The 20258-nt window shown below is 63.3% G+C and carries 15 protein-coding genes; 14 read left to right on the forward strand and 1 reads right to left on the reverse strand.

Translation table 11 applies throughout. The annotated features are described in order from the left end of the window. Window positions 1–19: 19 nt before the first annotated feature. The 4 genes from IM733_RS21820 (at window position 20) to bfr (ending at window position 3687) form a co-directional block, all read left to right on the forward strand. Window positions 20–1021 carry a DNA-directed RNA polymerase subunit alpha gene (locus IM733_RS21820; RefSeq protein WP_003255452.1) on the forward strand — a complete coding sequence of 334 codons (1002 nt, stop codon included), beginning with the start codon at window positions 20–22 and terminating at the stop codon, window positions 1019–1021. A 42-nt stretch (window positions 1022–1063) separates the two neighbouring features. After that, window positions 1064–1450, forward strand: a complete 387-nt coding sequence (rplQ, locus tag IM733_RS21825) for a 50S ribosomal protein L17 (protein WP_003255451.1) — start codon at window positions 1064–1066, stop codon at window positions 1448–1450. 170 nt (window positions 1451–1620) lie between these two features. Then, on the forward strand, window positions 1621–3060 hold the full coding sequence (locus IM733_RS21830; RefSeq protein WP_248918422.1) for a catalase: 1440 nt from the start codon (window positions 1621–1623) through the stop codon (window positions 3058–3060). Window positions 3061–3222: 162 nt separating this feature from the next. Beyond that, entirely contained in the window at window positions 3223–3687 is a 465-nt protein-coding gene (bfr, locus tag IM733_RS21835) for a bacterioferritin (RefSeq protein WP_166891780.1), read from the forward strand. Window positions 3688–3722: 35 nt separating this feature from the next. On the opposite strand, the gene uvrA is transcribed toward bfr, so the two are convergent. Beyond that, entirely contained in the window at window positions 3723–6557 is a 2835-nt protein-coding gene (gene uvrA / locus IM733_RS21840; protein ID WP_248918423.1) for an excinuclease ABC subunit UvrA, read from the reverse strand. Window positions 6558–6686: 129 nt separating this feature from the next. On the opposite strand from uvrA, the gene IM733_RS21845 reads away from it, so the two are divergent. The 10 genes from IM733_RS21845 to IM733_RS21890 all read left to right on the forward strand — a co-directional run bounded on the left by IM733_RS21845 (window position 6687) and on the right by IM733_RS21890 (window position 20194). Further along, window positions 6687–8081, forward strand: a complete 1395-nt coding sequence (locus IM733_RS21845) for an MFS transporter (RefSeq protein WP_248918424.1) — start codon at window positions 6687–6689, stop codon at window positions 8079–8081. A 9-nt stretch (window positions 8082–8090) separates the two neighbouring features. Continuing rightward, window positions 8091–8633, forward strand: a complete 543-nt coding sequence (locus tag IM733_RS21850) for a single-stranded DNA-binding protein (RefSeq protein ID WP_011531903.1) — start codon at window positions 8091–8093, stop codon at window positions 8631–8633. Window positions 8634–9171: 538 nt separating this feature from the next. Then, window positions 9172–10728, forward strand: a complete 1557-nt coding sequence (gene tssA, locus IM733_RS21855) for a type VI secretion system protein TssA (RefSeq protein ID WP_248918425.1) — start codon at window positions 9172–9174, stop codon at window positions 10726–10728. A gap of 33 nt (window positions 10729–10761) precedes the next feature. Next, entirely contained in the window at window positions 10762–11262 is a 501-nt protein-coding gene (tssB, locus tag IM733_RS21860) for a type VI secretion system contractile sheath small subunit (RefSeq protein ID WP_011531905.1), read from the forward strand. 27 nt (window positions 11263–11289) lie between these two features. After that, entirely contained in the window at window positions 11290–12762 is a 1473-nt protein-coding gene (gene tssC / locus IM733_RS21865; protein WP_011531906.1) for a type VI secretion system contractile sheath large subunit, read from the forward strand. 9 nt (window positions 12763–12771) lie between these two features. After that, window positions 12772–13188, forward strand: coding sequence for a type VI secretion system baseplate subunit TssE (gene tssE / locus IM733_RS21870; RefSeq protein WP_248918426.1), 417 nt, complete (start codon window positions 12772–12774; stop codon window positions 13186–13188). An 85-nt stretch (window positions 13189–13273) separates the two neighbouring features. Then, window positions 13274–15061 carry a type VI secretion system baseplate subunit TssF gene (tssF, locus tag IM733_RS21875; protein ID WP_248918427.1) on the forward strand — a complete coding sequence of 596 codons (1788 nt, stop codon included), beginning with the start codon at window positions 13274–13276 and terminating at the stop codon, window positions 15059–15061. Beyond that, window positions 15025–16032 carry a type VI secretion system baseplate subunit TssG gene (tssG, locus tag IM733_RS21880; protein ID WP_248918428.1) on the forward strand — a complete coding sequence of 336 codons (1008 nt, stop codon included), beginning with the start codon at window positions 15025–15027 and terminating at the stop codon, window positions 16030–16032. Before tssF ends, tssG begins: the two co-directional genes overlap by 37 nt. Window positions 16033–16038: 6 nt before the next feature. Further along, the gene (tssH, locus tag IM733_RS21885; protein WP_248918429.1) at window positions 16039–18663 is read left to right on the forward strand and encodes a type VI secretion system ATPase TssH; all 2625 of its coding nucleotides are present in this window, start codon (window positions 16039–16041) and stop codon (window positions 18661–18663) included. Window positions 18664–18673: 10 nt separating this feature from the next. Continuing rightward, window positions 18674–20194 carry a sigma 54-interacting transcriptional regulator gene (locus IM733_RS21890; protein ID WP_248918430.1) on the forward strand — a complete coding sequence of 507 codons (1521 nt, stop codon included), beginning with the start codon at window positions 18674–18676 and terminating at the stop codon, window positions 20192–20194. Window positions 20195–20258: the final 64 nt, after the last annotated feature.

Consider the following 20258-nt stretch of genomic DNA (forward strand, 5'->3'; position numbering starts at 1 on the left):
CTAGAAAATAGGTGCATCCATGCAGATTTCGGTAAATGAGTTTCTGACACCCCGCCACATCGATGTGCAGGTTGTCAGTCCAACCCGCGCCAAGATCACGCTCGAGCCTCTCGAGCGTGGCTTCGGCCATACCCTGGGCAACGCGCTGCGCCGCATCCTGTTGTCCTCCATGCCTGGCTGTGCAGTAGTCGAGGCCGAGATCGACGGCGTACTCCATGAGTACTCCGCGATCGAAGGTGTACAGGAAGACGTCATTGAAATCCTGTTGAACCTGAAAGGCCTGGCTATCAAACTGCACGGTCGTGACGAAGTTACGCTGACCTTGTCGAAAAAGGGTTCGGGGGTGGTTACCGCTGCCGATATTCAGCTGGATCACGATGTCGAGATCGTCAACCCCGATCACGTAATCGCGAACCTGGCGTCCAACGGCGCCCTGAACATGAAGCTCACCGTAGCTCGTGGTCGCGGTTACGAGCCGGCCGACTCCCGTCAGACCGACGAAGATGAAAGCCGCAGCATTGGTCGCCTTCAGCTGGACGCTTCGTTCAGCCCGGTGCGTCGTATCGCCTATGTGGTCGAGAACGCCCGTGTTGAACAGCGTACCAACCTGGACAAGCTGGTCATCGATCTGGAAACCAACGGTACCCTGGATCCTGAAGAGGCCATCCGTCGTGCCGCGACCATCCTGCAACAGCAGTTGGCCGCGTTCGTCGACCTCAAAGGTGACAGCGAGCCGGTTGTGGTCGAGCAGGAAGACGAGATCGATCCGATCCTGCTGCGCCCGGTTGACGACCTGGAACTGACCGTACGTTCGGCCAACTGCCTCAAGGCGGAGAACATCTACTACATCGGCGACCTGATTCAGCGTACCGAAGTAGAGCTGTTGAAGACTCCTAACCTGGGCAAGAAGTCCCTGACTGAAATCAAGGACGTCCTGGCCTCCCGTGGTCTGTCTCTCGGCATGCGCCTCGACAACTGGCCGCCTGCAAGTCTTAAGAAGGACGACAAGGCGACTGCCTGATCGTCGTAATCACCGAACGTAGTGTTTGGTAAGGAATGAATCATGCGTCATCGTAAAAGTGGACGTCACCTGAGCCGTACCAGCTCTCACCGCAAGGCTATGTTCCAGAACATGGCAGTGTCGCTGATCGAGCACGAGCTGATCAAAACCACCCTGCCGAAAGCCAAGGAACTGCGCCGCGTTGCCGAGCCGCTGATCACCCTGGCCAAGGAAGACAGCGTAGCCAACCGTCGTCTGGCCTTCGACCGTACCCGTTCGAAGTCCGCCGTTGGCAAACTGTTCAACGATCTGGGCAAGCGTTACGCCACCCGTCAGGGCGGCTACCTGCGCATCCTGAAGTGCGGTTTCCGCGCTGGCGACAACGCGCCTATGGCGTATGTCGAGCTGGTTGATCGTCCAGTCGGTGGTGCTGTAGAAGCTGCCGAGTAAGACGTTCTGTCTGCTGCAAGGAACCGGGCCTAGTGCCCGGTTTTTTGTGTCTGCGGTAATCAGAATTTTCTATCATATTTGCAAGAATAATGAATTAGCTCAAAGATCTGACCTTGAGGATACTTCATGGTATGCCACTAAGTGGCCACTGAAGCCGATAAGGAGAGCCCATGAGCAAGATTCTCACCACCGCCAGCGGTGCCCCCGTTGCTGATAACCAGAATTCCCGTTCCGCCGGCCCACGTGGCCCGTTGCTGCTCGACGACTTCCACCTGATCGAGAAACTGGCCCACTTCAACCGCGAGAACATCCCTGAGCGCCGCGTACATGCGAAGGGCTCGGGCGCCTACGGTACCTTTACCGTCACCCGTGATATCAGCGGTTACACAAGCGCCAAGCTGTTCGATGCCATCGGCAAGCGCACCGAAACCTTCCTGCGCTTTTCCACGGTAGGTGGCGAACGCGGTTCCGCCGACACCGAGCGTGACCCGCGCGGCTTCGCGTTGAAGTTCTACACAGAGGAAGGCAACTGGGACATCGTTGGCAACAACACCCCGGTGTTCTTCATCCGTGACCCGTTGAAGTTCCCGGACTTCATCCACACCCAGAAGCGCCACCCGCAGAGCAACCTGAAGAATGCCCAGATGATGTGGGACTTCTGGTCGTACTCGCCGGAAGCACTGCACCAGGTCACCATCCTCTTCTCCGACCGCGGCATCCCCGATGGCTACCGCCATATGCACGGTTTCGGCAGCCACACCTACAGCCTGATCAACGCCAAGGGTGAGCGCACTTGGGTCAAGTGGCACTTCAAGACCCAGCAGGGCATCAAGAACCTGGCGCCTGCCGACGCAGCGCGCCTGGCTGGTACCGACCCAGACTACGCCCAGCGCGACCTGTTCGAGGCTATCGGGCGTGGTGATTTCCCGCGTTGGACCGTGTGCATCCAGGTGATGAGCGAGGCCGAAGCGGCTGCCCGGGCAGAGAACCCCTTCGATGTGACCAAGACCTGGTCGCAGAAGGAGTACCCGTTGATCGAAGTGGGTGTGCTGGAACTCAACCGCAACCCACTCAACTACTTCGCCGAGGTCGAGCAGGCCACCTTCGGCCCGAGCAACATGGTCCCGGGTGTTGGCCTGTCGCCGGACCGCATGCTGCAAGGTCGGGTGTTCGCCTACGCCGATGCGCACCGCTACCGGGTGGGCACCAATCACCAGCAGTTGCCGGTTAATGCTTCGCGCAGTCCGGTCAACAGCTACCAGCGCGATGGTTCGATGGCCATGGGGGGCTACGGCAGCGCGCCGAACTATGAGCCCAACAGCCACGCCGACGCGCCGAAGCAGTCGCCCCGCCATGCCGAGCCGGCGCTGGCACTCAATGGCGCGGCGGATCGCTACGATCACCGTGAGGACACGGATTATTACAGCCACGCTGGGGCGCTGTTCCGCCTGATGAACGCCGAGCAGAAGGCGTTGTTGATCAGCAATATCGCCGGCACCATGGCCGGAGTCAGCGAAGATGTGGTCCAGCGCCAGTTGCAGCACTTCTTCAAGGCCGATCCGGCTTATGGCGAAGGCGTCGCCAAGGCCCTGGGTGTGAATCTCGCCTAAGTCGAAGTGATAAGAAAAATCGCCCTCATTTGGGCGGTTTTTCAATGAATATCACTACTGTTTAGTCGATTTTTTACCTCGGATTGCGCATTTTCAGTGACCACGAGCAAAAGCTGGTTCACACTAGTGGTCATTGACGCATTCATAGGGAGAAGCAGGGCGATGCAAGGTCACCCGGACGTAATCAACTACCTCGTCACGTTGCTGAAGGGCGAACTGGCAGCACGCGATCAGTATTTCATCCACTCGCGCATGTACGAAGACTGGGGCTTGGGGAAGCTCTACGAGCGTATCAACCACGAGATGGAAGAAGAGACGCAGCACGCCGATGCCCTGATGCGTCGTATTCTGATGCTCGAAGGCACTCCCGACATGCGCGCCGATGACCTCGAAGTCGGCAGCACGGTCCCGGAGATGATCGAGGCCGATCTCAAGCTCGAGTACAAGGTGCGTGCCGCGTTGTGCAAGGGTATCGAACTGTGCGAGCTGCACAAGGACTACATCAGCCGCGATATCCTGCGGGCGCAGCTGGCAGATACCGAAGAAGATCACACCTACTGGCTGGAGAAGCAGCAGGGGCTGATCAAGGCCATTGGCCTCGAGAACTACCTGCAATCGCAGATGTAAAAGCCTGGGGGCTGCAACGCAGCCCCCTTGTTGTATCAGGCCCGATCCCGCTCCAGCAGCGGTTTCAGGTAATGCCCGGTGTAGGACTGCTTCTTCTCGGCCAGCTCTTCCGGCGTGCCACAGGCAATGATCTGCCCCCCCTTGGAACCACCCTCCGGCCCCAGGTCCACCAGCCAGTCGGCAGTCTTGATCACATCCAGGTTGTGCTCGATCACCACCACTGTATTGCCGTGGTCGCGCAGTCGGTGCAGCACATCAAGCAGTTGCTGGATGTCGGCGAAGTGCAGGCCTGTGGTGGGTTCGTCGAGGATGTACAAGGTCTTGCCGGTATCACGCTTGGACAGCTCGCGGGATAGCTTGACCCGTTGTGCCTCGCCGCCGGACAGGGTAGTCGCCGACTGCCCCAGCTTGATGTAGGAAAGCCCGACGTCCATCAGTGTCTGCAGCTTGCGCGCCAGGGCCGGGACCGCGTCGAAGAACTCGCGGGCATCCTCGATGGTCATTTCCAGCACCTCGTGGATGTTCTTGCCCTTGTACTTGATCTCCAGGGTTTCGCGGTTGTAGCGCTTGCTCTTGCACACGTCGCAGGGCACGTAGATGTCCGGCAGGAAGTGCATCTCAACCTTGATCAGGCCGTCGCCCTGGCAGGCCTCGCAGCGCCCGCCTTTGACGTTGAACGAGAAGCGCCCAGGGCCGTAGCCGCGTGAGCGGGCCTCCGGCACGCCGGAGAACAGTTCACGGATCGGCGTGAAGATGCCGGTGTAGGTTGCCGGGTTCGAGCGTGGGGTGCGGCCGATTGGGCTTTGGTCGATGTCGACCACCTTGTCCAGATGCTGCAGGCCGTCGACGCTGACGTGCGGCGCCGCCTCCAGGCTGCTCGCACCGTTGAGCGCGGTGGCGGCCAAAGGGAACAGGGTGTTGTTGATCAGTGTCGACTTGCCCGAGCCGGACACGCCGGTCACACAAGTCAGCAGGCCGATCGGTACTTCCAGGTCGACGTTCTGCAAGTTGTTGCCGCGCGCGCCCTTTAGCTTGAGCGAGAGCTTCTTGTTGCGCGGGGTGCGCTTGGCGGGCACGACGATCTTCTTGCGCCCGGACAGGTATTTGCCGGTCAGTGAGTCAGGGTGCGCCATGACTTCTTCCGGCGAGCCTTCGGCGACGATCTGCCCGCCATGCACGCCGGCGCCCGGGCCAATGTCCACCACGTAGTCGGCCAGGCGGATGGCATCCTCGTCGTGTTCCACCACGATCACCGTGTTGCCCAGGTCTCGTAGGTGGTTGAGGGTGGCCAGCAGGCGGTCGTTGTCGCGCTGGTGCAGACCGATGGACGGCTCGTCGAGGATGTACATCACGCCCACCAGGCCGGCACCGATCTGGCTGGCCAGGCGGATGCGCTGGGCCTCACCGCCGGACAGGGTGTCAGCGCTGCGGTCGAGCGTCAGGTAGTCGAGGCCGACGTTGACCAGGAACTGCAGGCGCTCGCAGATCTCCTTGAGGATCTTCGCGGCAATCTCACCGCGTCGGCCGGTCAGGGTCAGGTCGCCGAAGTACGCGCTAGCTTCGCCGATTGGCAGATTGGTGACTGCCGGCAAGGTTTTCTCACCTACCCACACATGCCGCGCCTCACGGCGCAGGCGCGTACCGCGGCAGTCGGGGCAGGGCTGGGTGCCGAGGAACTTGGCCAGTTCTTCGCGCACGGTGGCCGACTCGGTCTCGCGGTAGCGGCGCTCGAGGTTGGGCACGATACCTTCGAACGGGTGCGAGCGCTTGACGATGTCGCCACGGTCGTTGAGGTACTTGAAGTCGACGCTTTGCTTGCCGCTGCCGTGCAGGATCACTTTCTGGTGATCGGCCGAGAGCTCGCCGAAGGGTTCTTCAAGACTGAAACCGTAGTGCGCGGCCAGTGAACCGAGCATCTGGAAGTAATAGACGTTGCGCCGGTCCCAGCCGCGTATAGCGCCCTCGGCGAGGGTGAGTTCGGCGTTGACCAGGCGCTTGGTGTCGAAGAACTGCTTCACCCCCAGGCCATCACAGGTCGGGCAGGCACCGGCCGGGTTATTGAAAGAGAACAGCTTCGGTTCTAGTTCGCTGATCGCATGGCCGCAGATCGGGCAGGCGAAGCGGGCGGAGAAGATCACTTCATCGCCTTCCTCGTCGTCCATTGGCGCCACCAGGGCAATACCGTCGGCCAGCTTGAGCGCGGTCTCGAACGATTCGGCCAGGCGCTGCTGCAGGTCGGCGCGGACTTTGAAGCGGTCCACCACCACATCAATGCTGTGCTTCTTCTGCTTATCCAGCTTGGGCAGTTCGTCGAGCTCGTAGAGCTTGCCGTTGACCCGGGCGCGTACGAAGCCCTGGGCACGCAGTTCGTCGAACACCGCCAGGTGCTCGCCCTTGCGCTCGCGGATTACTGGGGCCAGCAGCATCAGCTTGCTACCCTCGGGCTTTTCCAGCACCAGGTCGACCATCTGGCTGATCGTTTGCGCTTCCAGCGGGATGTCATGGTCCGGGCAGCGTGGTGTGCCGACGCGGGCATAGAGCAGGCGCAGGTAGTCGTAGATCTCGGTGATGGTGCCCACGGTCGAGCGCGGGTTGTGCGAGGTCGACTTCTGTTCGATGGAGATGGCCGGCGACAGGCCTTCGATAGTATCGACGTCGGGTTTTTCCATCATCGACAGGAACTGCCGGGCGTACGCCGACAGCGATTCCACGTAGCGGCGCTGGCCTTCGGCGTACAGGGTGTCGAACGCCAGGGACGACTTGCCGGAACCGGACAGGCCGGTGATCACGATCAGCTTGTCCCGCGGTAGCGTGAGGTCGATGTTCTTCAGGTTGTGGGTGCGTGCCCCACGGATCAGGATCTTGTCCACTGCAGCCTCGCTCGGCGGGCATAAACACAGGAGTATACGGCGCGCTGCCATTACGCGGCAAAGCGTCACGTGTATGCCGTCAACGCGTCGGACTGATAGAATCGCCGCCGGTTCACACGAGGTTATTCCATGCACGACACCCACAACGAACGCATGAGTGGCAGCGAAACCCGCGCCGCTAGCGGCCTGGCCCTGGTCTTTGCCTTTCGTATGCTGGGCATGTTCATGGTACTGCCGGTGCTGGCCACCTACGGCATGGACCTGGCTGGCGCCACCCCCGCGCTGATCGGCCTGGCCATCGGTGCCTATGGCCTGACCCAGGCCGTGCTGCAGATCCCGTTCGGGGTGATTTCCGATCGCATCGGCCGACGCCCGGTGATTTACCTGGGGCTGGTGATCTTCGCCCTGGGCAGCGTGTTGGCGGCCCAGGCCGATTCGATCTGGGGTGTGATCGCCGGGCGCATCCTGCAGGGTGCCGGTGCCATCTCCGCGGCGGTGATGGCGCTGCTTTCCGATCTCACCCGCGAACAGCACCGGACCAAGGCCATGGCGATGATCGGCATGAGCATCGGCTTGTCGTTCGCCGTGGCGATGGTGATCGGGCCGTTGTTGACCCGCGCCTTTGGCTTGTCAGGATTGTTCCTCGCCACCGCAGGACTTGCCCTGGTCGGTATCGCCCTGATCGCTTTTGTCGTGCCCAACACCCATAGCACCATGCAGCATCGCGAATCCGGTGTGGCCCGCCAGGCGCTCGGCCCGACCCTCCGTCATCCGGACCTTCTGCGCCTGGACGCGGGCATTTTCATCCTCCACGCTATTCTCATGGCCAGCTTCGTGGCGCTGCCGCTGGCGTTCGTCGAGCGAGGTGGTTTGCCGAAAGAGCAGCACTGGTGGGTGTACCTGACCGCGCTGCTCGTTTCATTTTTTGCAATGGTCCCGTTCATCATCTACGGGGAGAAGAAGCGCAAGATGAAACGCGTGCTGCTTGGCGCGGTCAGTGTGTTGCTGCTGGTGGAGGTGTTCTTCTGGCAGTGGGCTGACAACTTGCGCGGACTGGTGATCGGCACCGTGGTATTCTTTACTGCCTTCAACCTGCTGGAGGCATCTCTGCCTTCGCTGGTCAGCAAGGTGTCGCCCGCCGGCGGCAAGGGGACTGCGATGGGGGTGTACTCCACCAGCCAGTTCCTGGGTGCCGCGCTGGGAGGAATCATCGGTGGCTGGTTGTTCCAGCACGGTGGCCTGAGCATGGTGTTTCTTGGTTGCGCGGGCCTGTGCGCCTTGTGGCTGCTCACCGCGTTGCGCATGAACGAGCCGCCCTACGTGACCAGCCTGCGCATGCCGCTGACGCCGGAGGCGGTCCGGGAAGCCGGGCTGACCGAGCGCTTGATGGCCGTGCCGGGTGTGACCGACGCCGTGGTGGTGGCAGAAGAAGCCGCCATCTATATCAAACTGGATACGAAAATTTTGGACCGTACGACCCTCGAGCGTCTGGTGAACCCAGCCTCTTCGGCGTGCGAAGCCTAGGAGAACGTTATGGCCCGTGGGGTTAACAAAGTCATTCTGGTCGGTACCTGCGGTCAGGATCCCGAAGTCCGCTACCTGCCCAACGGTAACGCCGTGACCAACCTGAGCCTGGCCACCAGCGAGCAGTGGACCGACAAGCAGTCCGGCCAGAAGGTCGAGCGTACTGAATGGCACCGCGTGTCGCTGTTTGGCAAGGTCGCCGAGATCGCCGGCGAGTACCTGCGCAAGGGTTCGCAGGTGTACATCGAGGGCAAGCTGCAGACCCGCGAGTGGGAAAAGGACGGCATCAAGCGCTACACCACCGAGATCATCGTCGACATGCAGGGCACCATGCAGCTGCTCGGCGGCCGTCCGCAGAACCAGCAGCAAGGTGGCGACCCGTACAACCAGGGTGGCGGTAACTACAACCAGGGCGGCCAGCAGCAGTACAACCAGGCGCCGCGCCAGCAGGCCCCACGCCCGCAGCAGGCTCCTCAGCGTCCGGCACCGCAGCAGCCTGCCCCGCAGCCGGCCGCTGACTTCGACAGCTTCGACGACGATATTCCGTTCTAAGCCGAAGTGTGACCGTTGGTTGCGAACCCCCTAGGCGAGAGCTTCGGGGGTTTTTTGTTGCCGAGTATGCTTGCGCGGTACTCAGTTCGAAACCACAGCATATTTGAAAACAACTTGATGGCACTATGCCATAGTTGAGGCATTTCGTCGGCTTTAACAATTCGATTTGGTTCTGATCATAACTTTTCCTACGTGCGTTTCAAAAAAATCTGAGCTCAGAATGGCTGCGATTTCTTTTAACGGCTGTTAAATTTTTCAAAGAGTTATCCACGATACCTGATTGAGTTTCGTCAATAAGTTTTGCAATTGCCTCAGGGATAATATTAGTCGGCATCAGGGAAACCCTGAGATGGTGTATTCGCTCTGCTTTTGCCTATCCTTTTGAGTGGTTGCAATGTGTCATTGATGGCATTAGGCTATTCATCCGCTTGACCACCTGTTCACTGGATTGTGAACTGAATCGATAGAACTTCCCGACAGCAAAGTTCTGGAACTCAGGTTCCAGAATCGATGTGCGAGTTCTAAATGCGAGAAATGGATGTCTTATTCTTCTAAATTGGCTGCGCGCTATCTGGAACTCGGCAAGAATGCCGTCTCGCCGGGCTCATTCGGCGGTGACGACGTGCGCTTCTCCACCGAGTTCGAAGCCCTCGAAGGTGAGCTGACCCGGGCGCAGTCGATCCATGCCAGCGGCCAGGTGGACTGGCTGAAGATCCTCGAGAACAGTGAAGCGCTGCTGCGCGACCAGTCCAAGGATCTGCGCGTGGCCTCTTGGCTGACCTGGGCCCTGTTCCAGCGCGAATCCTACGCCGGCCTGCTGGCGGGTATCAGCCTGCTGCGCGAGCTGTGCGAGCACCACTGGGAGGACGTCCATCCCGCCAAGCCCCGTACCCGTTCCGCCGCCATCGGTTGGCTGGTGCCACGCCTCGAGCAGGCGCTGGGCGCCGACATTGCGATCAAGGAACAGTTGCCGCTGTTCCAGCAGATGGTCGAGCAACTGGGTGGATTGGAAGCGGCGCTATCCGCCCAGCTGGGCGACGATGCGCCGCTGCTGCTGCCGATCTGCCGTGCACTCAAGGGCCAGGTCCAGCGTTCGGCCGACAACGAGCCGCAACCTGGCGCGGTCGGCGCCATCGTCGCTCAGGTCAAGCAGGCCGCCACCCAGCTGTTCACCCCGGGCGAGCCGGTGGAGAACGAGAAGGACGCCACCAAGGCCCTGCGTGCCCAGCAGGAACAGGGCCGCCAGCTGTGCGTATGGTGGCAGCGGCAGAAAGCCACCGATCTGCGCGCTCTGCGCCTGAACCGCACGCTGCTGTGGCTGCCCATCGAGGCGATGCCGGAGCGTAATGCTGAAAACGTTACCGCATTGCGTGGCCTGCCTGCTGACAAGCTCAAGAACTACCGGGAGCGTTTCGAGCAGGGCAACTATGCCGACCTGCTAGTGGAGCTGGAGAACAGCGTGGCCAAGGCGCCGTTCTGGTTCGATGGCCAGCGCCTGGTCTGGGAGTGCTGCCAGGCCTTGAACGTCGAGGCCGGCATGCGTGAGGTGGAGATGAACTTCGCCTCGCTGTTGCAGCGCCTGCCCAGCGTGATCGAGCTGAAGTTCCACGACGGTACTCCCTTCGCTGACCCCGAAACCCGTGCCTGGGTCGCCGCCCAGGTCACCCCCCACTTGCAGGCCGAGGTGGCCCAGCCGGTCACTGAGCCCGGCGCGCGCCAGGCGCCCTGGGAGGAAGCCCTGGAGGCGGTGCAGCCGATCCTGCGCAAGGATGGCCTCAAGAGCGCGGTGCAACACCTCAAACAGCAGATGCAGGGCGCCCACGGCGGGCGTGAGCGCTTTTTCTGGCAGTTGAGCCAGGCGCGCCTCTGCTACACGGCCAAGAAATACGAGCTGGCCAAGACCCAGCTGGAAGCCCTCGACGAACAACTGCGCCAAGCCGGCCTGGACGTCTGGGAGCCCGACCTGTCGCTGCAGGTGCTGCACCTGCTGCATACCTGTTGCGAGCTGCTGCCGCAGAACCATGTGGTGCGCGAACGCAAGGACGAGATCTACCGCCGACTGTGCCATCTCGATCTCGAAGTCGTACTCGAATAGGCCCAAGGGCCATAACCCTCAAGGAGAAAACCAATGGCCAAAGAAGGCTCGGTAGCCCCCAAGGAACGCATCAACGTCACGTTCAAACCCGCCACCGGTGGGGCTCAGGAAGAGATCGAACTGCCGTTGAAACTACTGGCGATCGGTGACTACACCCTGCGTGCCGACGATCGCAAGATCGAAGACCGCAAGCCGATCAGCATCGACAAGATGAACTTCGACGAGGTGCTGGCCAAGCAGGAGCTGAGCATGACCCTGGCCGTGCCCAACCGCCTGCAGGAAGGCGCCGAAGGCGACGAGCTGGCGGTCAGCCTGCGCGTCAACACCATGAAGGACTTCAACCCGGCCAGCTTGGTCGAGCAAGTGCCGGAGCTGAAGAAGCTGATGGAACTGCGTGAAGCCCTGGTCGCCCTGAAAGGCCCGTTGGGTAACGCCCCAGCGTTCCGCAAGGCCATCGAAGGCGTGCTGGCCGACGGTGAGTCCCGCGAGCGCGTGCTCGGCGAACTGGGCCTGAACGCCGCGCCTGACGCCTGATCCCCCTAGTCAAGGAAGCTAATTGCCATGAGCACCGCCGCACAACAACAGAGCGCCGAGAACAGCGAATTCAGCATTCTCGACAGCATCATCGCCGAAACCCGACTGACCCCGGACGACGAAGCCTACGACATCGCCAAGCGTGGTGTGTCGGCTTTCATCGAAGAACTGCTCAAGCCGCAGAACGACGGTGAGCCGGTCAAGAAGGCGTTGGTCGACCGCATGATCGCCGAGATCGATGCCAAGCTCAGCCGCCAGATGGACGAGATCCTCCACCACCCGGACTTCCAGGCCATGGAATCGGCCTGGCGTGGGCTGCAACTGCTGGTCGACCGCACCAACTTCCGTGAAAACATCAAGATCGAGATCCTCAACGTCTCCAAGCAGGACCTGCTGGATGACTTCGAAGACTCGCCGGAAGTGATGCAGGCCGGCCTGTACAAGCACATCTACACCGCCGAGTACGGCCAGTTCGGTGGCCAGCCGGTGGGCGCGGTCATCGCCAACTACTACCTGTCGCCGAGCTCGCCGGACGTCAAGCTGATGCAGTACGTCTCCAGCGTCTCCTGCATGTCCCACGCGCCATTCATCGCCGCTGCCGGCCCGAAATTCTTCGGCCTGGAAAGCTTCACCGGCCTGCCGGACCTGAAGGACCTGAAAGATCACTTCGAAGGCCCGCAGTTCACCAAATGGCAGAGCTTCCGTGAGTCCGAGGACGCGCGCTACATCGGCCTGACCGTGCCGCGCTTCCTGCTGCGCAACCCGTACGACCCGGAAGAGAACCCGGTCAAGTCGTTCGTCTACAAGGAAACCGTGGCCAACAGCCACGAGCACTACCTGTGGGGCAACACCGCGTACGCCTTTGGTACCAAGCTGACCGACAGCTTCGCCAAGTTCCGCTGGTGCCCGAACATCATCGGCCCGCAGAGCGGTGGCGCGGTGGAAGACCTGCCGCTGCACCACTTCGAGAGCATGGGCGAGATCGAGACCAAGATCCCGACCGAAGTGCTGGTGTCCGACCGTCGCGAGTACGAGCTGGCCGAAGAGGGCTTCATTGCCCTGACCATGCGCAAGGGCAGCGACAACGCGGCGTTCTTCTCGGCCAACTCGGCGCAGAAACCGAAGTTCTTCGGTATCAGCGCGGAAGGCAAGACCGCCGAGCTGAACTACAAGCTGGGCACCCAGCTGCCGTACATGATGATCGTCAACCGCCTGGCCCACTACATCAAAGTCCTGCAGCGCGAGCAGCTGGGCTCCTGGAAGGAACGCACCGACCTGGAGCTGGAGCTGAACAAGTGGATCCGCCAGTACGTGGCCGACCAGGAGAACCCGAGCGCCGAAGTGCGTGGCCGTCGTCCGCTGCGCGCCGCCCAGGTGATCGTCAGCGACGTGGAAGGTGAGCCGGGCTGGTACCGCGTCAGCCTGAACGTGCGTCCGCACTTCAAGTACATGGGCGCCGACTTCACCCTGTCGCTGGTCGGCAAGCTGGACAAGGAGTAAGCGTCGATGATGGAAGGTTACGGAAGCCTGTTCGAACGCCTGAGCGGCGAAGCCGACCAGCGTGCCAACTGGCGGCGTGAAGACGCCGCCATGGCTTCCGTGGCCGCTCATCTGGCGAAAATGCTCAGCACCCGTGCCGGCAGCGTGCAGACGCTCGCCGACTACGGGTTGCCGGACCTCAACGACATGCGCCTGAGTTTGCACGACGCACTCAGCCAGGCCCGCCGGGCTATCGAGTATTTCATCGAAGCCTACGAGCCCCGCATGTCCGATGTCCGGGTGATTTCCCGACCGCGTGATCACGATCAGCTCAAGCTGGCTTTCAGTATCGAAGGCCAGCTTGAGGTGGACGGCATCAAGCGCTCTGTCAGTTTTGCCGCGCGCCTGGATGGCAGCGGGCAAGTCAGTGTCAGTCAAGGAGACTAACGATGTCGCGCCTCCCATAAACCTGGATTTCACGAACCCTGCGCCACTGGCGGTACTCGAGATCTGAATTCAGGCGGAACGACGGATGTCCTTCAACTATTACTACCAAAGCGAGCTGACGGCGCTGCGCCAGCTGGGGCGACGCTTTGCCGAACGCAGCCCGGCGCTGGCGCCGTTCCTCGGCCAGGCTGGGCGCGACCCGGACGTCGAGCGCCTGCTCGAGGGCTTCGCCTTCCTCACCGGCCGCCTGCGGCAGAAGCTCGACGATGAGCTGCCTGAACTCACACACTCGCTGATGCACCTGCTGTGGCCGAACTACATGCGTCCGCTACCGGCGTTCAGCATCCTCCAGTTCGACCCCCTGCGCCAGGCCGGCCCGGCCCTGCGGGTCGAGCGCGACACGCCGGTGGAAGGCAAGCCGATCGATGGCGTCAGCTGCCGCTTTCGCACCTGCTACCCGACCGAAGTGCTGCCGCTGCGCCTGAGCGCGCTGAACTACTCGCTCAATGGCCAGGGCGCGCTGCTGAGCCTGCGCCTGGAGATGAACTGCGACGGCAACCTGGGGGATGTGAAGCTGAACAAGCTGCGCCTGCACCTGGCCGGTGAGCGCTACATCAGCCAGATGCTCTACCTGAGCCTGCTGCGCAGCCTGGCCGGTATCGAGCTGATGCCGCTGGACAGCCACGGCAAGCCGATGCTCAATTCCAAGGGCGAGCCGTTGCTGCTGCGCGCGCCGGCGGCCAAGGTGCACCCGGTGGGGTTCGCCGAGGAAGAGGCGCTGATCCCCTATCCACTGAACACCTTCCGCGGCTACCGCTTCCTGCAGGAGTACTTCGCCTTCCAGGACAAGTTCCTGTTCGTCGACGTGACCGGCCTGGAGGTGCTGCAGAGCCTGCCGGAGGAAACCCTCAAGCAGGTGCATGGCGTCGAGCTGCGCTTCGACATCCGCCGTGGCGAGGCCCAGCGCCTGCGCCCGACCCTGGACAACGTCAAGCTGTACTGCACACCTATCGCCAACCTGTTCAAGCACGACGCCCTGCCAATCCGTCTGGATGGCAAGCAGGACGAATACCTGCTGCTGCCGGCCGAGCTCGACCTGGAGCATTGCGGGGTGTTCTCGGTCGATAGCGTGACCGGCTGGAGCCCCGGTGGCCTGGGCTATCAGAACTACGTGCCGTTCGAATCGTTCGAGCACGACGCCAGTTTCGACGTGCCACAGAACCGCCCGCACTACAGCATCCGCCAGCGCTCCTCGCTGCTGCACGACGGCCTGGACACCTACCTGAGCTTCGGCGTGCACCAGGCCGAATCCCACGAGACGCTGTCGATCGAGCTGACCTGCACCAACCAGAACCTGCCGCGTCGGCTCAAGCTTGGCGACATCTGCATGCTCAGCGAGGAGACCCCCGAGTTCCTCACCTTCCGCAACATCACGCCGGTCACCGCCAGCTACGCGCCGCCGCTGAACCGCGACTTCCTGTGGAAGCTGATCAGCAACATGTCGCTGAACTACCTGTCGCTGGCCGACGTCGATGCGCTCAAGGTGATCCTCGAGACCTACGACCTGCCGCGCTACTACGACCAGCACGCCGAGAAAGTCAGCCGCCGCCTGCTCGGTGGGCTCAAGTCGATCCGCCACCAGCACGTCGACCGCCTGCACCGTGGCCTGCCGCTGCGCGGCTTGCGCACCGAACTGACCATCGACCCGGAAGGCTACATAGGCGAGGGCGACTTGTTCGTCTTCGCCTCGGTGCTCAATGAATTCTTCGCGCTCTACGCCAGCCTCAACTCGTACCACGAGTTGCGGGTGAAAAGCACACAAGGGGAGGTGTACCAATGGACACCACGCATGGGCCTGCAACCGCTGCTGTAAGCCGGCTGAGCCGGAGCATCCGCGAGTACTCGCTGTTCCAGGCGGTGCTGCTGGTGATGGAGCAGTTGCGCGAGGCCTACCCGTACCTGGAGGACGAGGAACTCTACGACCTGGTGGAGTTTCAGGCCAACCCCAGCCTGGGCTTCCCCGGCAGCGACGTCGACCGCATCGAGTTCTTCCACGAGCACGGCCAACTGCGCGCGCGCATGCGCTTCAACCTGATCGGCCTGGTCGGTTCCAGCTCGCCGCTGCCAGCGTTTTATGGCGAGCAGGCACTAGGCGACAACGAGGACGGCAACCCGACGCGGATGTTCCTCGACCTGTTCCACCACCGCCTGCAACGTTTGCTGCTGCCGATCTGGCGCAAGTACCGCTACCGCGCCAGTTTCGAGAGCGGCGCGCTGGACGGCTTCTCGTCGCACCTGTTCGCCCTGATCGGGCTGGGTGGCGAAGAGATTCGCCGGGCCAAGGAGCTGAACTGGAAACGCCTGCTGCCGTACCTCGGCGTGCTCAGCCTGCGCGCCCACTCGGCGGCGCTGATCGAGGCGGTGCTGCGTTACTACTTCAAGCACGCCGACCTGGTGATCGAGCAGTGCCTGGAGCGGCGCGTGGACATCCTCGAGGAGCAGTGCAACCGCCTGGGCCTGGCCAACAGCCTGCTGGGCGAAGACGCCGTGCTGGGGGAGCGCGTGCGCGACCGCAGCGGCAAGTTCCGCATCCATATCACCCAGCTGGACTGGCAGCGCTTTCACGAGTTCCTGCCGATCGGCTTCGGTTACCAGCCGCTGTGTGCGCTGACGCGTTTCACCCTGCGCGACCCGCTGGACTACGACATCCGCCTGGAGCTGCGCCGCGAAGAGATCCGCGAGCTGCGCATCGGCGAACAGAACGTCTGCCACCTGGGCTGGACCAGTTGGCTGGGTCGCGAGCGCGCCGATGGCGTGGTGACCCTGGGAAGCAAAATTCATTAAGGACCAATGGCCATGATCAACGTAGACCTGCAACAACTCGTCCAGGCCCTGGACGCCGACAGCCGCCGCGACCTGGAGCGCTCCGCCGAGCGCTGCGTGGCCCGCGGCGGCAGCAAGATCCTGGTGGAGGACCTGCTGCTGGGGCTGCTCGAACGCAGCGACAGCCTGCTGCAGCGTGCGCTGCAGGACGCGGCAGTCGACGTCGGCGAGTTCAGCGCCGCGCTGCAGCCGAATGTCGAGCACAGCGCCACCCGCAACCCGGTGTTCGCGCCGGAGCTGGTGCAGTGGCTGCAGGATGCGTTGTTGGTTTCCAACCTCGAGCTGGGCCAGAGCCAGGTTGACCAGGGCGCGCTGATCCTCGGCCTGCTGCGTAACCCGCTGCGCTACGGCGGCAGCCGTTATCACAAACTGCTGTCGGGGCTGGATATCGAGCGCCTCAAGGGTTATGCGCTGTCGCAACAGCCGGCCGCGCCGAAGGCCGCTGGCGCGCCCCAGGGCGAGTCGATGCTGCAGCGCTTCACCCACAACCTCACCCAGCAGGCCCGTGACGGCAAGCTCGACCCGGTGCTGTGCCGCGATGCGTCGATCCGCCAGATGATCGATATCCTCGCCCGCCGCCGCAAGAACAACCCGATCGTGGTCGGCGAGGCCGGCGTGGGCAAGACCGCCGTGGTCGAGGGCCTGGCCGCGCGCATCGTCGCTGGTGAAGTACCGCCGGCGCTGCAAGGTGTCGACCTGCTGGCGCTGGACATGGGCCTGCTGCAGGCCGGGGCCAGCGTCAAGGGTGAGTTCGAACGTCGCCTGAAAGGCGTGATCGACGAGGTCAAGGCCGCGCCGCGCCCGGTGATCCTGTTCATCGACGAAGCCCATACGCTGATCGGCGCGGGCGGCAATGCCGGTGGCTCCGACGCCGCCAACCTGCTCAAGCCGGCGTTGGCGCGTGGCGAGCTGCGTACTATCGCCGCGACTACCTGGGCCGAGTACAAGAAGTACTTCGAGAAGGACCCGGCCCTGGCCCGGCGCTTCCAGCCGGTGCAACTGCACGAGCCGACCGTGGGCGAGGCGGTGACCATCCTGCGCGGCCTGGCCCAGCTGTACGAGAAGAGCCACGGCATCTACCTGCGTGATGACGCCGTGGTTGCCGCGGCCGAACTGTCGGCGCGCTACCTGACTGGCCGCCAGTTGCCCGACAAGGCCGTCGACGTGCTCGACACGGCCTGTGCCCGTGTACGCATCAGCCTGGCTGCGGCGCCGGACAGTCTTGAACGCCTGCGCGCCGAGCTGGCCGAGGGCGAGCGTCAGCGCAACGCCTTGCGCCGCGATGCCGAGGCCGGGCTGGAGATCGACCAGGAGGCCTTCGAGCGCCTGGAGCAGCGCCTGGCTGAAGCCCATGACCAGGAGATTGAGCTGGATGCCCGTTGGGCCCGTCAACGTGAGCTGGCCGAGCAGGTGCTGGAGCTGCGCCAGCAGGTCGCCAACGCCCCCATCGAAGTGCCAGCACAAACTGAAGGCGAGGAGGGCGAGGACGCCGTTGTCGGCGAAAGCCGCGAACAGCTTCAGCAGCGCCTGGCCGAGACCCACCAAGCCCTGCTCGACGCCCAGGCCGAGGAACGCCTGGTCAGCGCCGAAGTGTGCCCGCGCCTAGTGGCCGAAGTGATCAGCGCCTGGACCGGTGTGCCGCTGAGCCAGTTGGCCCGTGAGCACAACGCCAAGGTGATCAGCTTCGCCGACGACCTGCGCGCGCGCATCCGTGGCCAGGAGCAGGCCGTGCACGCTCTCAACCGCGCCATGCGCGCCACCGCCGCAGGCCTTAACAAACCCGATGCGCCGGTGGGGGTGTTCCTGCTGGTTGGCCCCAGCGGCGTCGGCAAGACCGAGACCGCGCTGGCGCTGGCCGACCTGCTGTACGGTGGCGACCGCTTCATCACCACCATCAACATGTCCGAGTTCCAGGAGAAGCACACCGTCTCGCGCCTGATCGGTGCGCCACCCGGCTACGTCGGTTACGGCGAGGGCGGCATGCTCACCGAAGCGGTGCGCCAGAAGCCGTATTCGGTGGTGCTGCTGGACGAGGTGGAGAAGGCCGACCCGGACGTGCTCAACCTGTTCTACCAGATCTTCGACAAGGGCGTGGCCAACGACGGCGAAGGGCGCCAGATCGACTTCCGCAACACACTGATCCTGATGACTTCGAACCTGGCCAGCGAGCAGATCAGCGCCCTGTGCGAAAACGGTGAACGCCCGGACGCCGAGCTGCTCGAACAGCACATCCGCCCGGTGCTCAGCCGCCACTTCAAGCCGGCCCTGCTGGCGCGTATGCGCGTAGTGCCCTACTACCCCGTGGGCGGCCCGGTGCTGCGCGAGCTGATCGAGATCAAACTGGGCCGCCTGGGCGAGCGTCTGCAACGCCGGCAACTGGCGTTCAGCCACTGCCAGGCGCTGGTCGACCACCTGGCCGAGCGTTGCAGCCAGAGCGAAAGCGGCGCGCGCCTGATCGACCACTTGATCGACAGCCATGTGCTGCCCAAGGTGGCCGACCGCCTGCTCGACGCCATGGCCAGCGGCGAGGCGATCAGCCGCGTGCACGCCACCCTCGACGCGGATGCTGGCGTGATCTGCGAGTTCGCCTGAGGTGGGTGTGATGTTCGCGCACGTGCCGCATCCGCTGGCCTATGCCGAGTCGCTGCTGGGCACCTTCACCGACCTGGCCCGGGCGGCGGACGACCAGTGCCTGTTGCAGGCGCTGGTGCAGGCCGTGGCCGGGCTCAGCGGCTGCCCGCTGGTGCAGGTGTACCTGCTCGACCCGACCCATACCCGGCTCGGGCTCGAAGCCGCCTGGCTCGACGGCAAGCTGCTGGCGCGCGACTGCTCCAGCCTGCCGGCCGACTACAACGGCGAGCAGCTGTTGCAGTTCGCCCTGTGCCAGAACCGTGTGGTGAACATCGCCGAACTGTCCGCCAGCCTCTTTGACACCAGCTTCCTACCCTGCCAGAACACACCCTGGCAGGCGCTGCTGGCGGTGCCATTGGTGACCGCGCAGCAGCGCGTGGCCGGGGTGTTGCTGTGCGTGAACCGCGAGCGCGGCGCGTTGGAAGGCTTCGCCGACTCCCTCGGCCGCCTGGGTGGTTTCGCCATGGGCCAGTTGCAGTTGTTGCGTCGCCTGCGCCAGCCCGGGCCACAACTCCAGGCAACCAGCACAGCGCCGATTGCCGCCAGCAGCTACGGCCTGATCGGCCAGAGCCAGGCCATGCGCCAGACTTGCCAGATGATCAGCAAGGTCCTGCACAGCCCCTACACCGTGTTACTGCGCGGTGAGACCGGCACCGGCAAGGAACTGGTGTCCCGCGCCATCCACGACTACGGCCCGCGCCGTTCGGGCGCGTTCGTGGTGCAGAACTGCGCGGCCTTCCCCGAGAGCCTGTTGGAAAGCGAGCTGTTCGGTTATCGCAAGGGCGCCTTCACTGGCGCCGAGCGTGACCGCCCGGGGCTGTTCGACGCCGCCGATGGGGGCACCCTGTTGCTCGACGAAATCGGCGACATGCCCCTGGCCCTGCAGGCCAAGCTGCTGCGTGTGCTGCAGGAAGGCGAGATCCGCCCGCTGGGCTCCAACGCCACCCACAAGATCGATGTGCGCATCATCGCCGCCACCCACCGCGACCTGGCGCAGATGGTCAGCGACGGCCTGTTCCGCGAAGACCTGTACTACCGTCTGGCGCAGTTCCCCATCGAGCTGCCGCCGCTGCGCCAGCGCAACGGCGATGTCATCACCCTGGCCCGGCACTTCTGCGACAAGGCCTGCGACTTCCTCCAGCGCAGCCCGGTGGGTTGGTCCCAGGCCGCCCTGGACCACCTCGACGGCTATGCCTTCCCCGGCAACGTGCGCGAACTCAAGGGCCTGGTGGAGCGCGCGGTGCTGCTGTGCGAAGGCGATGAGCTGGAGGTCGGCCACTTCGCCTTGAACCTGGCCGAGCCGCCACCGGAAGACAGCGAGCTGAACCTGCGCGAGCGGCTGGAGAAGGTCGAGCGCCGCCTGCTGCTCGACTGCCTGCGCAAGCACGACGGCAACCAGACCCTGGCAGCCCGCGAGCTCGGCCTGCCGCGGCGTACCCTGCTGTACCGGCTGGGGCGCCTGAACATCCAGATCGGCGATTGCGAGGGCTGACCGGCATGACCCCGAAACTTACCCCCTTCAACCCAGGCGCGCCCGTGGCGGCGCATGCCTCATC

Origin of the sequence: Pseudomonas entomophila, from assembly GCF_023277925.1 — a bacterium.
Lineage (GTDB): Bacteria > Pseudomonadota > Gammaproteobacteria > Pseudomonadales > Pseudomonadaceae > Aquipseudomonas > Aquipseudomonas entomophila_D.

Excerpts from the sequence above, each read along its gene's own strand:
- IM733_RS21820 (WP_003255452.1), top strand. The coding sequence starts at position 20 with ATGCAGATTTCGGTAAATGAGTTTCTGACACCCCGCCACATCGATGTG.
- rplQ (WP_003255451.1), top strand. The coding sequence starts at position 1,064 with ATGCGTCATCGTAAAAGTGGACGTCACCTGAGCCGTACCAGCTCTCAC.
- IM733_RS21830 (WP_248918422.1), top strand. The coding sequence starts at position 1,621 with ATGAGCAAGATTCTCACCACCGCCAGCGGTGCCCCCGTTGCTGATAAC.
- bfr (WP_166891780.1), top strand. The coding sequence starts at position 3,223 with ATGCAAGGTCACCCGGACGTAATCAACTACCTCGTCACGTTGCTGAAG.
- IM733_RS21845 (WP_248918424.1), top strand. The coding sequence starts at position 6,687 with ATGCACGACACCCACAACGAACGCATGAGTGGCAGCGAAACCCGCGCC.
- IM733_RS21850 (WP_011531903.1), top strand. The coding sequence starts at position 8,091 with ATGGCCCGTGGGGTTAACAAAGTCATTCTGGTCGGTACCTGCGGTCAG.
- tssA (WP_248918425.1), top strand. The coding sequence starts at position 9,172 with ATGTCTTATTCTTCTAAATTGGCTGCGCGCTATCTGGAACTCGGCAAG.
- tssB (WP_011531905.1), top strand. The coding sequence starts at position 10,762 with ATGGCCAAAGAAGGCTCGGTAGCCCCCAAGGAACGCATCAACGTCACG.
- tssC (WP_011531906.1), top strand. The coding sequence starts at position 11,290 with ATGAGCACCGCCGCACAACAACAGAGCGCCGAGAACAGCGAATTCAGC.
- tssE (WP_248918426.1), top strand. The coding sequence starts at position 12,772 with ATGGAAGGTTACGGAAGCCTGTTCGAACGCCTGAGCGGCGAAGCCGAC.
- tssF (WP_248918427.1), top strand. The coding sequence starts at position 13,274 with ATGTCCTTCAACTATTACTACCAAAGCGAGCTGACGGCGCTGCGCCAG.
- tssG (WP_248918428.1), top strand. The coding sequence starts at position 15,025 with ATGGACACCACGCATGGGCCTGCAACCGCTGCTGTAAGCCGGCTGAGC.
- tssH (WP_248918429.1), top strand. The coding sequence starts at position 16,039 with ATGGCCATGATCAACGTAGACCTGCAACAACTCGTCCAGGCCCTGGAC.
- IM733_RS21890 (WP_248918430.1), top strand. The coding sequence starts at position 18,674 with ATGTTCGCGCACGTGCCGCATCCGCTGGCCTATGCCGAGTCGCTGCTG.